We start from the raw sequence: 14,804 nt of genomic DNA, 5'->3' as shown, positions 1-14,804 counted from the left end.
GTTGGTTCAGTGCCCCAGGGTTCATTCGTCACGCCGGTTGTGGGGCGCGAGTTGGAACTTGCCCGGCTGAGTGGCGTGCTGGAGCGTGCCCGGGGTGGGGAAGCGCGGGCGGTACTGGTCGCCGGAGACGCAGGAGTCGGTAAGACGCGGGTCCTGGAGGAGGTTTCCGCACAGGCCGCCGCAACCGGGATGACCGTCGTCACCGGGCATTGTGTGGATCTCGGGGACGTCGGGCTGCCGTATCTGCCGTTCACCGAGGTGCTGGGGGTGCTCGCGGGCGATGAGCGGTTCCGGCCCGCTCTGGCCGCACACCCTGTCGTCGAGCGGTTGCTGGGGGCCGGGTCCGACGGTGTGCGGGACGTGGACGGGCGGTTGCGGCTGTTCGAGGGGATGGCGGGGCTGCTGGCCGACGCGGCGGATGTCGCCCCGTTGCTGCTGGTGCTGGAGGATCTGCACTGGGCCGACCAGTCGTCCCGGGATCTGCTGCGGTTCCTGCTCGGCCGGGGTGTCCTCAGGCACCGGCTGGCGGTTCTCGCCTCGTACCGGGCCGACGACCTGCACCGACGGCATCCGCTGCGGCCGCTGCTGGCGGAGTTGATACGGCTGCCCGCCGTGGACCGGCTGGAGCTGCGGCCGCTGGCCGATCCCGATGTGGCCCGGCTGGTGCGTGCCCTGGAGGACCGGCCGCTGCCGGACACCACCGTGCGGCGGATCGTGGAGCGCGCCGAGGGGAACGCCTTCTACGCGGAGGAGTTGCTCGCGGCCACAGACTCGGAGCCCGGCGGGGTGCCCGGCGGACTCGCCGATGTGCTGCTGATCCGTTTCGAGCAGCTCTCCGACACCGCGCAGCAGGTGCTGCGGACCGCGGCCGTCGCCGGGCGCCGGGTGGAGCACGAGGTGCTGCGGGAGGCCGTGGGGCTGCCGGAGGAGGAACTGGAGTCGGCGCTGCGCGAGGCGGTGGGACGGCAGCTGCTCGTGGCCGGGGACGACGACACGTACTCGTTCCGGCACGCCCTGGCCCGTGAGGCCGTCTACGCCGATCTGCTCCCCGGGGAGCGGGCGAGACTGCACGGCGCGTTCGCGCGCCTGCTCGCCGGGCGCGGCCGGACCGGCGAGAGCGCCGCCGAGCGCGCCCACCACTACCGGGAGAGCCACGACCTCGCGGAGGCGCTGACCGCTTCCCTGGAGGCCGCCGACCACGCCCAGCGGGTCGGTGCGCCCGCCGAGGAGCAGCGGCATCTCGAAGCGGCCCTCGACCTGTGGCCGGCGGTTGGCCCCGAGGCCCGGCCCCCGGGCGGAGGCGTCGACCGGGTGACGCTGACGCTGCGTGCCTCGGCGGCGGCCGTGCACGCCGGGGAGTTGCACCGCGCCGTCTCCCTGACCCGGTCCGCGCTGTCCGAGCTCGGTCAGGACGCCGACTCCGAACTCGCCGCCCGGGTCCGCTACACCCTCGCCGGGAACCTGCTGAGCGTGGACAGCCTGACGGCGGCGTTCGCCTACAGCAGCGAGGCCCTGGGAATGATCCCCGAGGATCCGCCGTCGCGAACCTGGGTGTGGGCGGCGGCCACTCATGTCATGGCCGCACGCCACGTCGGGGAGAACGAGACCGCGGTGCGGGTCGCCCGCCGGGCCCTGGGGGTGGCGGAGCGGCTGCGCGTGACCGACGCCCAGGCGGATCTGCTGATCTCCCTGGCCGTGTTCGACGGCGGCGGGCGGCGCGGCCCGGAGGGCCGTGAGCGGCTGGTCAAGGCCCGGGAACTGGCCCGGAGTTCGGGCAACGCGCCCGTGGAGCTGCGCGCCCTGTTCAACCTGGCCATGGGGTGCTACGAGTCCGGTGCGCTGGCGGAGTGCCTGCCCTGGCTGACGGAGGGACTGGACCGGGCCCGGCGTGCCGGGCTGCTGTCGTCGCCGTATCCGCTGGAGATGCGGTACCTGCGGCTGCTGGTGCTGCATGTGCTGGGCCGCTGGGACGAGTGTGTGCGCGCGGCGGCGACGGACGCGGACGTGCTGCCGGCGGCCGGCGGCTACACGGACGGTCCGGCGCTGTCGGTGGCGCTCGCGCGCGGCGATCTCGCCGCCGCCGACCGGGCGCGGGCGCTGCTGGAGGGGCCGTTCGACTGGATGGGCACCCTGGTCGCGGGCATCGTGCTCACCGACGCCGCCGGGTTGCGCCGCGATCCCGAGGACGCGGTGCGGTGGATGCGGTCCACGGTCGAGACCCTCACCGATGAGGCGGGTACCCGCCCGGATGTCACGGTCCGGCTCGCCGCCCTGGCGTTGTCCGCGGTGGCCGACGCCGCGGCCGGGCTGCGGCTGACCGGCGACGAGGCCGGGGCCCGCCGCTGGACGGACACCGCGGCCGAACTGGTGGAACTGGCGCGGGCCACCGCGGCCCACGGCGAGACCGGCACTTCCCAGGGCCCCGAGGGGCAGGCGTGGCTGGCCCGGGCGGAGGCGGAACGGCTCCGGGCCGTGTCGGGTCCGGACGTGGCGGCCTGGTCGGCGGCGGTGGAGGCGTTCGGCTACGGCGATGTCTACGAGCGGACGCGCTGCCGGCTGCGGTACGCCGAGGCCTTGGTGGCGGCCGGGCGTCGCGAGGAGGCGGCGGCGGAGGCCCGGACGGTCCGGGAGACCGCCGACGCCCTCGGCGCCACGCCGCTGCGGGAGCGGGTCGACGCCCTGGTCCGGCGCGGCCGGCTCTCGGACACACCGGGGGCCGAGGACCGGGCCGGCGCGCTCACCGCCCGCGAGCAGGAGGTGCTGCGGCTGCTCGCTCTCGGCCGCAGCAACCGGCAGATCGGCGACGAGCTGTTCATCAGCGGCAAGACGGCGAGCGTCCATGTCTCCAACATCCTCGCCAAGCTGAGCGCGTCGAGCCGCGGCGAGGCGGTGGCGATCGCCTACCGGGAAGGTCTGATCGCCCCGGAGCCGTCGGCGTCCGGCTGACCGGGACGACCGGTATGACCGGGTGAGCACGCCGTCGAGGCGCCGAACGGACCGGGCTAGGGCCTGTCGTTTGGATCAGGCTGCAGGAAAGTGACGGTGCTGTTCAGTGCCGGTGAGCGGGGCTTGGTGCGTGCAGATGCAAGGCGGAGGAGGGAGTCGACGCGGAGCGTCGGCGAGGGACGACAACGCGGCAGATGTGCGTGCCAAGCCCCGCGTCTGCGGCATGATCCAAACGACAGGCCCTAGCGGCCCCCGCAGTCGAGGCTCTCGAGGTCGACGGCGTCGGCCATCGCCCGCATCCCCTTGTCGTTGGGGTGCAGGTGGTCGCCGCCGTCGAAGGCGGGGAGGATCCGCTCGGGGTCGGAGGGGCTGCGCAGGACGCGGTCGAAGTCGGCGACAGCGTCGAACTCGCCGCTGCCGCGGATGAAGGCGTTGACCTTCCGGCGCACGGCCTCCCCCGCGGGGTCCCATTCCTGCCAGCCCTTGAAGGGGGCGATCGTGGCGCCGACGACGCACTTGCCGGCCGCGTGCACCCGGTCGATCAGGGTGCGGTATCCCGCGATCAGCTGGGCGGCCGTGACGCCCGGCTCGAACTTGATGTCGTTCACGCCCTGGAAGAGGACCACCGTGCGCACGCCCGGCAGCGAGAGCGCGTCCCGCGTGAGGCGGTGCAGGGCGCTCTGCCCGGGGCCGTCGGTCAGGACCCTGTTCCCGGCGATCCCCGCGTTGGCCACCCCCTTGACGGTCGTCGTGGGGGACTCGGCCAGCCGGCGGGCGAGGTAGTCGGGCCAGCGCCGGTTGAGGTCGGTGGTGGACTGCCAGCCGTCGGTGACGGAGTCGCCCAGGGCGACCACGGCGCCCGCCGTGGACCGTGGCCGCACGGTGACGGCGTCGAGGTAGAACCGGGAGCCGGTCCGCTTCTTCCAGTGGGCCCCGCTCTCCTCCGCGGTGTGGTCGCCCTCGGCGGTGTACGACGTCTGCATCGCCAGCCAGTGCCCGGTGAGCGCGCCTCCCGCCCGGGCGACGTACAGGCTGACGGCGAGCGAGCTCGCGGCGGGGACATGGCCGGGCAGCGGGTCGCTGTGGACGATGCCGCCGGCCGGGACGGTGACGGAGCGCGCTCCTTCGAAGGTCAGGCGCCTGTTGCTGCCGGGTACGAGCGCGGCTCCGTGCCGCCGTAGGCCGGCGTGGACGTTGCCGAAGGTCACCGGCTGGTCGCCGAAGGCGTTGGACAGCCGCACTCGCAGGCCACTGCCACCGACACTGGTGTGCACCACCATCCGGTAGCCGCGGCCGCCGACCGCCTCACCGAAGCGGTCGGCGGAGGAGGCCCAGGTGACCACACCGTCCCCCGGCTCCGCCGGAGCGCTGGGCGGCCGGGCCTGCTCGGCCCCCTGGGGCGTCGCCCCGGCTCCGCAGCCCAGCACGAGGCAGACGGAGAGGGCGGCCAGGGCGGTGCGTCGGCGGGGGCGGGCGGTGCGGGGCATCGTCGGCGCTCCTTCGGCCGGTCGGCGGGCGATCGTCCGGGGAGGTCCCGGCGTACGACACGGTAGTGGTGCGGTCTCGCACGCCGCGCACACGCCCCTGCCGCGACCATGACGATCCTCTCGAGTGTCGGCACCGGTCCTGAGTTGGCCCAGTGGCCGGCGATCTTGGCGGAGGGAGACGCTCCGGGTGAGGATGCCCGCATGAAGGGTGACCTCTTTTCCAGCGAGCACATGGCCCAGCCGGCCGTAGCGGCGGGCATGACGATCGAGAACGCCAAGTGCGTCCGGTACACGGTGAACGGCGAGATGCTCTCCCGGCAGGGCGCGATGATCGCCTACCGCGGCAACCTCCAGTTCGAGCGCAAGGGCCAGGGCGTGGGCGGCATGCTCAAGCGTGCGGTCACCGGGGAGGGACTGCCGCTGATGGCGGTGCGCGGACAGGGCGAGGCCTGGTTCGCCCACGAGGCGCAGAACTGCTTCATCGTCGACGTCGAACCCGGCGACGAGTTCACCGTCAACGGCCGCAACGTCCTGTGCTTCGACGCCACGCTGTCGTACCGCATCGCGACCGTGAAGGGCGCCGGCATGACCGGCGGCGGTCTGTTCAACAGCGTCTTCACCGGACACGGCAAACTGGGCCTGGTCTGCGAGGGCACCCCACTCGTCATCCCGGTCTCCGCGCAGTACCCGGTGTACGTCGACACCGACGCGATCGTCGGCTGGACGGCGGGCCTGGAGACCTCCCTGCACCGCTCCCAGTCCATCGGGTCGATGTTGCGCGGCGGCTCCGGCGAGGCCGTGCAATTGGTGCTGCAGGGCGAGGGGTACGTCGTCGTGCGGCCGAGCGAGGCGACCCCGCAGAAGCCCGGACAGCACTGATTCCGGCGCTGGATTCGCCTCGGGTGATTGCCCTCGGGTGATCTGCGCCTCACAGGCAACCCGGTCCGTTCACTCGACGTCTTGATCGGCAACAGGTGGGCCCTGGCCCTCGCGGCCAGGGCCGGTTTCCCCTCTTCTATACGCACCACGTATACACAGAGCGTATACATGGTGCGTATACGGATCGAAAGGCATCGATGTACGGCAAGGCATTCGCCCCGGAGTACCAGGGCGCACTCACCACTCTGTCCGTCAACTCCTCTCTGACCGACGTACTGGCCGCCGGCACCGAGCAGTTGAGGGCGGCCGAGCGCGCCGGCGAGCCCGGGGAGGTGGCGCGTTCCGGACTCGCGGTGGCCGAGGCGCAGCGCCGGCTGGGCCGGGTCGCGGACGCGGACCGGGCCTGGAAGGCGAGTTACCGCGCCGCCCGCGAGGCCGAGGACGTCGGGGCGATGGCCTGGGCTCTGTGGAGCGGCGGCACCCTGGCCCGGCAGCGCGGCGCGCTCCCGCTGGCCCGCCGCCTCCTCCAGCTCGCGGCCGACCTGGGCGAACGCGGCGGGGACATCGTCGTACGCGGCTACTCGCTGGCGGGCCTGGCCGAGACCGGCCGCATCCAGGGCGACTACGAGGCCGTCGGCCGGCTGCACGAGCAGCTGCTCGCCGAGGCCCGGCGGCGCGGCGAGGCGCGGCACACGGTGTGGGCGCTGGAGGGCATCGCGCAGATGCACCGCAACACCGGGGACTACGACACGGCGTACGCGCTGTTCGAGGAGTCCGCCGAGATCGCCGCGGGCGCCGACGACCGGCGCGGACACGCCTGGGCGCTGCGCGGTCTGGCCGACGTGGTGTCGGTGCGCGACGGGGACACCGAGCGGGCCCTGGAGCTGCTGAGCGAGGCGGAGACGACCTGCCGCGCGATGCGGTTGTCCAGCGCGCTGGCCTACAACCACAAGATGCGCGGCAACGTGCTGTACCGGGCCGGGCGTTACGCCGAGGCACGCGACCTGTACGAGCAGGCGCTCGCGGAGTTCCGCGAGATGAGCGAGCCGCGCGGGGAGGCCCTCTCGCGCCTCGGACTGGCCAAGTCACTGGCCCGGCTGGGCCGCGACCACGGCGAGACGGCGGCCGAACTGGCCGACCTCGCCGGCACCCTGGAGCGGATCGGCCTCCAGCACGCCCGCAAGATGGTGGCCCGCGCCCACGAGGAGCTCGGCATACCGGACGCGGGGCTCGCGCTCGCGGGGGCGGAGGCGACCCGATGACGGCGCTCCCCCTGGCGGTAAGGGCGGCACGGCAGGAACTCGCGGCCCCCACCCCACGCTCCGCGGACGCCCACCAGGTCCTCGATCGCTGCCGTGCCCTCGTGCGGCCCGCCCTGGCCGATGCCGTCGGTCGGCTGCACCCGTGGGTCGGCGAGATGGCGGCGTACTCCTTCGGCTGGTGCGAGGTGGGCGGTGCCCCCGCCGCCACCTCCGGCGGCAAGGGCGTACGTCAGGCGCTCGCGGTGCTCGGCGCCGAGGCGGCCGGCGCGCCCGGCAGGGCCGGAGTGGCCGCGGCCGTGGCCGTGGAGCTGGTGCACACCTTCTCCCTGCTGCACGACGACATCATGGACGGCGACGCGGACCGGCGACGCCGCCCGACCGTGTGGAAGGCCTACGGCACGGGACCCGCGGTTCTCGCGGGCGACGCCCTGTTCGCGCTGGCGATCGAGACGCTCGCCGCGCAGCCGGGCGGTGCCGGTGGCGTACGGGCGCTGTCCGGGGCGCTGGGCGACCTGGTGCGCGGGCAGGCGGACGACCTGCTGTTCGCCGAGCGGCCCTGGACGGGACCGCGGCGGGTGCGGCCGGACGAGTACCGGACGATGGCGGAGCACAAGACGGGCGCCCTGCTGGGCTGTGCGGCCGCGCTGGGTGCCGTGCTCGGGGGTGCCGGGCCGGAGACGGTCACCGCCCTCGACCGGGCGGGCCGGCACCTCGGAGTGGCCTTCCAGATCGTCGACGACGTGCTGGGCATCTGGGGTGACCCCCAGGTCACCGGCAAGCCGGTCCACGGCGATCTGCGGGAGCGCAAGAAGACGTTCCCGGTACTGGTCGCGCTCGACTCTCCGAGCGGCGGCAGGCTCGCCGCGCTCCTGGAGAGCGGCGAGGAGCCCGACGCGGCGGCGGCGCTGATCGAGGAGGCGGGCGGCCGTTCGGCGGCCCTGGCCGAGGCCCGGCGTCATATCGCCGCCGTCGAGACGGCTCTTGCCGGGGTGCCGCTCGCGGCGGGGTCGGTGGGCGAGCTGCGGTCGCTGCTCGGCTTCCTGGTACGGCGCGACGTCTGATCCGGTGGCTTGCGCCCGGCCGGATTGACCTCGGCCGGGTCGGCGGGCCAGGCTGCGACCAGGCGCGTTCCACGACCCCGCGCCGGAAGGACGACAGCCGTGATCGGCATCTCGGAGATCGAAGCGGCGGCCGGGCGGATCGCCGGACACATGGTGCGCACCCCGGCCGTGCCGAGCCCTGGACTGTCGGAACTGCTCGGCGCCCCGGTCACCGCGAAGCTGGAACTGCTGCAGCACACCGGGTCGTTCAAGGCGCGCGGAGCGACGGCGAAGCTGCTGTCGCTGGGCGAGGCGGAGCGGGCCGCGGGCGTGGTGGCGGTCAGCGGCGGGAACCACGGAATCGCCGTCGCGGTCATGGCCGCGGCCCTCGATGTGAAGGCCACGGTGGTGATGCCCCGATCGGCGCCCGAGCGTGCCGTGGAGATCGCGGAGGCGTCGGGCGCGTCGGTGCGGGTGACCGACGACATGGACGGCGCGTTCGCGCTCATGACGCGGCTTCAGCAGGAGGGGCTGACCCTGGTCCACCCCTTCGACGACCCCGTGGTGATCGCCGGGCAGGGCACCGTCGGCCTGGAGTTCGCCGAGGACGCCGGGGAGCTGACCGATGTGCTGGTCAGCGTCGGGGGCGGCGCGCTGATCTCCGGTGTCGCCGCGGCGCTGCGGGCGCTCCGGCCCGGTGTGCGGGTCTGGGGCGTGGAGACCGAGGGCGCGCAGGCCATGTCCGAGGCGCTGGCGGCGGGCGGTCCGCTTCCGGTCGCCCTGTCGTCGATCGTCTCCACGCTCAGCGCCCCGTCCGTCTCGCAACTGACGTACGACCATGTCTCGGCCCTGGTCACCGAGGTGCTCGTGGTCCCGGACCGGGAAGCCGTACGGGGCTCGCTGGAGCTGGCCGACCACGCCAAGGTGTGGGCCGAACCGGCCGCCGGCTGTCTGCTGCCCGCCGCCCGGCAGGTCCTGGAGCGGGTCGGTGACGGAGCCCGGCTCGGCCTGGTGGTGTGCGGGGGCAACGCGACCACGGGGGACATGATCGCCTGGTCGCGTCGCTTCGGTCTGCGCTGAGGATCCGGCCGCCCTCGGGGAATCCGTCGCGGAATTCATCGGAGGGCTCTGAGTTCAGATGTTGTACACCCACGCATTTACCGGCGGTTACCACCAGGCCAGCCCGGAATTTGCGAATCCGCGGGCGGCGGCGGGCGAATTCTCCGAGCGTGCGGAGACCCCGGTGGCCGAGGTAGGCCGCGTCTGAGCCCGCGAAAGACCGTTTTTCCTCGCACACTTGACCCCATCTCTTGAACAAAGGACAAGAATGAACACGGAGTTGCGATCCGATTGAACGGAGTGCGCCTCACTCCCCGTACCTCTGGAAAAGGTTGAGAGTTAGGTTTCCAGTCGAGGGATGGCCATGGGCAGGGCGCACGTCTCCACACACCAGTTGGTCGCCGGCCGGTACCGGCTGCTCGAGATCATCCAGCGCGAGACCAACCGCATCTGCTGGTACGCCGAGGACACCGGCGCCGGCGAGATCTCGCGGCCGTGTCTCGTCACCCAGATCGGGCTTCCTGACGACCCGCTCGAACCCGAACGCCGGGCCTCCGCCCGGCTGCTGCGCACGTCCGAGAACATGGCGCTGCTGTGCCCGGGCCGGATCGCCGCGGTCGTCGGCACCGTCGAGGAGGCCGGCGCCCTGTGGACCGTCAACGAGTGGATCGACGGCACTCCGCTGGGCGAACTCCTCTCGGAGCAGGGCACGTTCAACTACGTGCGGGCCGCGCGCATCGGCCTCGCGCTGCTCGACGTCCTGGACGCCGCGCACGCCGAGGGCATCACCCACGGCGAACTCAGTCCCGGCCAGGTGTTCGTACGCGAGGACCACTCGGTCGTCGTCACCGGCTACGGCCTGGCCGGCGCCACCCTCGCGCCCCGGCTCACGGCGCCCGCCTACGCCTCTCCGGAACAGGCCCGGGACGAGCGCATCGGCCCGGCGGCCGATCTGTGGGCGCTGGGCGCGATCCTCTACACGATGGTCGAGGGACGCCCGCCGTTCCGTGACCGGGGGCGCCCGGAGAACACACTGAAGGCCGTGGACCGGCTGCCGCTGCGGTCGCCGGTGCGCACCGGGCCGCTCACCCAGGTCGTGCAGGGGCTGCTCCGCAAGGACTCGCGGGAGCGACTGACCCGCCCGGTGGTCCGTGAGGCGCTGACCCGCGCGCTCAGTGAGGACCCGGAAGCGGCCCTGGGATCCGTGCAGGCCCCGCGGCTGCGCGGCTCGTACGCCGCCATGCTGCCGGGGAACCCGGCCTGGAGCAGACGGACCATGGTGGCCGGGACGGCCCTGGCCGTGGTCACCGTCGCGGTCGCCGTGCTCGCCGCGACCCAGGGGCTGCCCGGCGGTGACACCGGCGGCGAGGCAGCCGACTCGCCGGCCCGGCCGCCGGCCTCCGCCGCCTCGCCGGGCGAGAGCACCGGTGGCGACGGTCCCGAGCCGTCCGGGACGCCCAGCCCGACCGGGACGCCCTCCTCCCCCGCGCCCTCCTCTCCCACGCCCTCCCCGTCGTCCCCCGAGGCCACACCGTCCGCCCCGGCCACCGGCCTGCCGCCCGGCTTCCACCGCTACCGCGCACCGGAGGGCTTCTCCGTCGCCCTGCCCGAGGACTGGAAGCGGCTGGACACCGACCGGGAGGGCCCGGCGTACCGGGTCGTCTTCGGCGCCGACGGAGACGACCGCACGCTGGCCGTCACCTACAGCGCGGACGCCGGCCCGGACCCTGTGGCCGTGTGGCGGGACGACGTGGAACCGAACCTGAAGCAGTCCGACGACTACGACCGGATCGGCGCGATCCGCGCGACGACGTACCAGGGGCGCGAGGCCGCCGACATGGAGTGGACGGTGGACGCCGGCGACACCCGCGTGCGCACCTTCGGCCGGGGCTTCCTGCTGGGCGGGGGCCGGAGCTTCTCGCTGCGCTGGACGACCCCGGCCGCGGACTGGGAGGACAGCGCGAACGAGCAGGCGTTGCGCACCTTCCTCAAGACCTTCCGGCCGGCCTCAGACTGAGCCGCGCGGTGCGCGCAGGGAGGTGAGCGGGCCTGGACGCAGGGGTTGCGTGCGCCAGCGCGTGGTGAGCGTGCGGTCCGCGAGGGAGCACGTCAGCGCCAGACGGTGCGGGGTCTCGAGGAACGCCACCTCCAGAGCCAGCGTGCCGACATCGGTCCAGCCGCCGCTCACCGCGGTCGGGAGCGGCCCTTCCGCCACCGTCCAGTCCGCCTTCCCGATCCTCAGGTCCAGCCGGCTCCCGTTCTCGGTGAGTCCCAGCCTCCAGCCGTCCGCCTCCTGTACCAGCGCGGCCGACCGGGACGGGCCGCCCTCCGGGGAACCGAATTCGGCGGCAGCCCAGTCCTCGGCCCGTCCGGGCGGTGTCGGGCTGCCCGGGGCGGGCGGCAGCGCGAGCCCGGCGAGGCGCTCGCGCAGGGCCGCGTCGGCGGTCTCCCGGCCGGTCAGCGGTCCGGGTCCGAAGGCGGGCAGCAGATGCTTCCAGACGAGGTTCAGGAAGTCCTGCATCCGCTCGGTCGCCGCGGTCGTCGCGATCACCGCGTCGTGCCCGGGCAGCACCAGGCAGAACTGGCCGTACGCGCCGTCGCCCCGGTAGCCGTGCCGGGAGGTCCAGAACTGGTAGCCGTAGCCCCGGTCCCAGTCCTGCCGGTCCGTGTCTCCCATGGCACCGGCGGTCGCGATGTGCGGGCGCGCGGCCCGGGCCGCCCACCCTTCGGGCAGCAGGCGCTGGCCCTCCCAGACCCCGTCGCGCAGGTACAGCTCGCCGAGCCGGGCGACGGCGTCGGTGGTGGCGTGCAGTCCGCTGTAGCCGATCTCGCGGCCGGCGCGATCCCGCTGCCAGAACACCTCGCCGATGCCGAGCGGATCCAGCAGCCGCGGGCGCAGATACTCCGTGAGCCGCTGCCCGGTCACCCGCTGGACGATCGCGGCGAGGGTGTAGGTGGTGGGCTGGTTGTAGGCGAAGACCGTCCCGGGATCGCGGTCCGGCGGGAGCAGCAGGAACCCGCGCACGGGCTCCGCCCGGTCCAGCCCGTAGGTCTCCTCGACGGTCTCCCGCTCGTGGCCGCTCGACATGGACGCCACGTGCCGTACGAGCATGGCGCGGCTGCGGGGGTCGGTGATGTCGGCCTCGAACTCCGGGAAGTATGAGATCACGGGCGCGTCGAAGTCGATCAGTCCCTCCGCCTCGGCCAGGGCGGCGGCGGTCCCGGTGAAGCTCTTGCTGAGCGAGTACAGCAGGTGGGGGCGGTCGGGGGTGTACGGCGCCCACCAGCCGGAGGCGACGAGGTGTCCGTGCCGCATGATCATCAGGCTGTGCGGCTCGATCTCGGGGGCGGCTTCGAGGGCGTCGAGGAAGGCGAGGACGCCGGTGGCGTCGACGCCCTGGGCGGCTGGGACGGAGGACGGCAGGGCGGAGGCACTCATGGACGCATCCTGCACCCGTCGGCCGACCTTGATCGAGCATGTTTCACGCCCGCTGTCAGGGGACTCGCCGGTTATGGTGCAAATCGGATACACGATGATGACCGAACAGGCCGGCCCCCGAGAGCTCGTCGACCATGTGGTGCGGGCCGAGGAGGCGGGCTTCGACTTCTCGGTGACCTCCGACCACTACTTTCCGTGGCTGCGCTCGCAGGGGCACTCGCCCTACGCGTGGGCCGTGCTCGGCGCGGCCGCCCAGGCCACGTCACGTATTCCGTTGATGACGTACGTGACGTGCCCGACGTTCCGCTACCACCCGGCGGTGGTGGCGCAGAAGGCGGCGACGCTGCAGTTGCTGTCCGAGGGCCGGTTCCGGCTGGGACTCGGCTCCGGCGAGAACCTCAACGAGCACGTGGTGGGCGGCGGCTGGCCGTCCGTCGACGTGCGGCACGAGATGTTCGAGGAGGCCGTGGAGATCATCCGGGCCCTCTTCAAGGGCGGCCACGTCAACCATCGCGGCACGCACTTCGACGTGGAGTCGGCCCGGCTGTGGGACCTGCCGGACGAGGCGCCGCCCATCGGCGTCGCGGTCTCCGGGGAGCGGTCGTGCGAACTCGCGGGCCGGCTCGGCGACCTGGTGATCGCCACGGAGCCCAAGGCGGGGCTGCTGGAGGCGTTCGACCGGCACGGCGGCGCGGGCAAGCCGCGCATCGGCCAGCTGCCGGTCTGCTACGACCCAGACCGGGACACGGCCGTCGAGCGCGCCCACTCCCAGTTCCGCTGGTTCGGCAGCGGCTGGAAGGTCAACTCGGAGCTGCCGCACCCGGATTCCTTCGAGGCGGCCACCCAGTTCGTCACGCCGGACGACGTGGCCGACGCCATTCCGTGCGGTGACGACCCGGAGGCGTTCGTCGAGGCCGTCCGCCCGTACGCCGAGGCGGGCTTCACCGAGATCGCCCTGGTCCAGATCGGCGGCGAGTCGCAGCCGGCGTACCTGGACTGGTCGGAGAAGACGTTGCTGCCCGCGCTGCGCGACGCCTTCGGCTGAGGCCGGTGGCGCGGATGGCTCTCCGCCGGTGGGGATAGGCTGCTGGCCTGCACGTACTCGATGCAGCCAACCCCCTCAGGAGAGTCGTCCGTGACCGTAGCCATCACCCCGCCCGAGACCTCCCCGGCGCCCGTCTCCGACCTGGTCGCGCTGGACGCGCGGGAGTTCGGGGCGTACGCCCGGACCGGAGGGTGGGCCTTCGGGCTGAAGGTGGCGCGCAGCGTGCGGCCCGGCGGGCAGGGCGCGGACGAGACGCCGAAGGTGTCGGCGAAGGAGTTCGCGGAGCTCGCCGGGTGCTCACCGGAGCGGGTCATGCGCTACTACAAGGCGTGGGACCGGGCCGCCGACGACGGCCTGGTCCCGCACTTCGAGGCGCTGACGCCGGGCCAGGACGTGGAACTGCCGGACGCGGACGTGTGGCTGAGCTACTACGTCTCCCGCAACAGCGCAACTTCCGAGCGCGGTACCGCCATCACCGAGGCCGCCGAGGCGGAGGGCATCCGGCCCACGAAGGCGCTGGAGGTCGCGGAGAATCCCACCGCCCTGCGTGCCGCGATCCTCGCCGACCCCTCCACCGCCCGGGCGGCCCGTCAGGCCCTGCTGGACCGGGTCCGGGAGGACCCCGACCTGCAGGCCGAACTGGCCCGTGACGTCGTGCGCACCGACGAGCTGAAGAAGGCCGTGGCCGGCGAGAGCAGGGCGGCCGACCGCATCGGATACGTGCGCCAGATCGCCGAGTCGGGCCAGATCAGGACGCCCGCCGGGCAGACCCTCGACGCGCCCGCCGATGTGCGTCAGGAGGCCGAACGGCACCTGTCGCTCATCGACGAGCTGGACGAGGACGAGGACTCCGGCGAATGGGCCGCCGAGGCGTACGACACCATGAAGTCCCTCGTCGTCGAGACCGTGGAGGCCGACCCGGGGCTGCGGGTGCAGGAGCGGCGCACGAAGTTCTACAGCAGCCTGCAGAAGGCGACCAAGGTGTTCGAGGAGCTGACCTTCGACGACACCCCGGAGTTCTACGAGGACGACATGGTGGAGCGCCTGGAGGAGCTGCAGCGGGCCGTGGCCGTGTGCATCGAGTCCCTGCGCGGCGCCCGCGGGAATCACCCGCAGGGCTGAGCATCTTGCGCGTATGAGGGGTACTAGAGGGCTCTACGTCGGTTCATCCCGGAGGCCCTTTCGTGAACTCCTTCGTGCACAAGACCCTGGTGGTGCAGCTCCAGGCCGGTGACACGGACCGTTTCTCGGTGCTCGCCCATCTGAGCTACGACGCCGCGGACCCGTTCGCCGTCACCCTCGTGTTCAGCCACGACGGCCGGGTCCTGGCCCGGTGGCAGCTGGACCGCGAGATGCTCGGCGATGGTCTGCGGCGTCCGGTCGGTCTGGGGGACGTGCGGATCCGCCCGGTGGCGCGGGGCATGTGGCAGGAGCTGCGCCTGGAGTTCCTGGGTGACGCCCGCCCCGACGGCGGCCGTCACCACGCCCTGGTGTTCGGATGGGCCCCGGGGTTCGCGGCGTTCCTCCGGGAGACCCACGAGGTGGTGCCGCCGGGCCGCGAGGAGGTCCACGTGGACGATTTCCTGGCGGACGTCATCGCCGGGGGCTGATCCCCGGGTCCGCGGGCCGGCCCGGCGGCGGTCGTGC

The 14,804-nt window shown here is 73.3% G+C and carries 11 protein-coding genes; 9 read left to right on the top strand and 2 right to left on the bottom strand.

Annotated features, from left to right (window positions below):
• Positions 1-9: 9 nt before the first annotated feature.
• Positions 10-2,946, top strand: coding sequence for an AAA family ATPase (locus tag ACFZBT_RS33275; protein WP_391111617.1), 2,937 nt, complete (start codon positions 10-12; stop codon positions 2,944-2,946).
• Positions 2,947-3,188: 242 nt separating this feature from the next.
• On the opposite strand, the gene ACFZBT_RS33270 is transcribed toward ACFZBT_RS33275, so the two are convergent.
• Positions 3,189-4,433 carry a GDSL-type esterase/lipase family protein gene (locus ACFZBT_RS33270; RefSeq protein ID WP_391111614.1) on the bottom strand — a complete coding sequence of 415 codons (1,245 nt, stop codon included), beginning with the start codon at positions 4,431-4,433 and terminating at the stop codon, positions 3,189-3,191.
• Positions 4,434-4,634: 201 nt separating this feature from the next.
• Here ACFZBT_RS33270 and ACFZBT_RS33265 point away from each other — a divergent pair, with 201 nt between their 5' ends.
• The 5 genes from ACFZBT_RS33265 to ACFZBT_RS33245 all read left to right on the top strand — a co-directional run bounded on the left by ACFZBT_RS33265 (position 4,635) and on the right by ACFZBT_RS33245 (position 10,690).
• Positions 4,635-5,312, top strand: coding sequence for an AIM24 family protein (locus tag ACFZBT_RS33265; RefSeq protein ID WP_391111611.1), 678 nt, complete (start codon positions 4,635-4,637; stop codon positions 5,310-5,312).
• Between the two features lie 197 nt (positions 5,313-5,509).
• Positions 5,510-6,574, top strand: a complete 1,065-nt coding sequence (locus ACFZBT_RS33260) for a tetratricopeptide repeat protein (protein WP_391111608.1) — start codon at positions 5,510-5,512, stop codon at positions 6,572-6,574.
• Positions 6,571-7,635 (top strand): polyprenyl synthetase family protein, encoded by a 1,065-nt coding sequence (locus ACFZBT_RS33255; RefSeq protein WP_391111605.1) that lies wholly within the window; start codon positions 6,571-6,573, stop codon positions 7,633-7,635. Before ACFZBT_RS33260 ends, ACFZBT_RS33255 begins: the two co-directional genes overlap by 4 nt.
• Before the next feature lie 99 nt (positions 7,636-7,734).
• A complete protein-coding gene (locus ACFZBT_RS33250; RefSeq protein ID WP_391111602.1) occupies positions 7,735-8,694 on the top strand; it encodes a pyridoxal-phosphate dependent enzyme in 960 nt (319 codons plus the stop codon).
• Positions 8,695-9,031: 337 nt separating this feature from the next.
• Positions 9,032-10,690: a protein kinase gene (locus ACFZBT_RS33245; RefSeq protein ID WP_391111600.1), complete on the top strand. Its 1,659-nt coding sequence runs from the start codon at positions 9,032-9,034 to the stop codon at positions 10,688-10,690.
• Here the strand turns inward: ACFZBT_RS33245 and ACFZBT_RS33240 are convergent.
• The gene (locus ACFZBT_RS33240) at positions 10,682-12,112 is read right to left on the bottom strand and encodes a serine hydrolase (RefSeq protein WP_391111597.1); all 1,431 of its coding nucleotides are present in this window, start codon (positions 12,110-12,112) and stop codon (positions 10,682-10,684) included. The genes ACFZBT_RS33245 and ACFZBT_RS33240 overlap by 9 nt on opposite strands.
• Before the next feature lie 73 nt (positions 12,113-12,185).
• Between ACFZBT_RS33240 and ACFZBT_RS33235 the strand changes: the two genes are divergently transcribed.
• The 3 genes from ACFZBT_RS33235 (at position 12,186) to ACFZBT_RS33225 (ending at position 14,767) form a co-directional block, all read left to right on the top strand.
• The gene (locus tag ACFZBT_RS33235) at positions 12,186-13,157 is read left to right on the top strand and encodes a TIGR03557 family F420-dependent LLM class oxidoreductase (protein ID WP_391111594.1); all 972 of its coding nucleotides are present in this window, start codon (positions 12,186-12,188) and stop codon (positions 13,155-13,157) included.
• A 60-nt stretch (positions 13,158-13,217) separates the two neighbouring features.
• The gene (locus ACFZBT_RS33230) at positions 13,218-14,279 is read left to right on the top strand and encodes a hypothetical protein (RefSeq protein WP_391111591.1); all 1,062 of its coding nucleotides are present in this window, start codon (positions 13,218-13,220) and stop codon (positions 14,277-14,279) included.
• A 62-nt stretch (positions 14,280-14,341) separates the two neighbouring features.
• On the top strand, positions 14,342-14,767 hold the full coding sequence (locus tag ACFZBT_RS33225; RefSeq protein WP_391111588.1) for an SsgA family sporulation/cell division regulator: 426 nt from the start codon (positions 14,342-14,344) through the stop codon (positions 14,765-14,767).
• Positions 14,768-14,804: the final 37 nt, after the last annotated feature.

It is taken from the genome of Streptomyces sp. NPDC008137, from assembly GCF_042957035.1.
Classification (GTDB): Bacteria; Actinomycetota; Actinomycetes; order Streptomycetales; family Streptomycetaceae; genus Streptomyces.
This window is presented reverse-complemented; position numbering and strand designations above follow the sequence as displayed.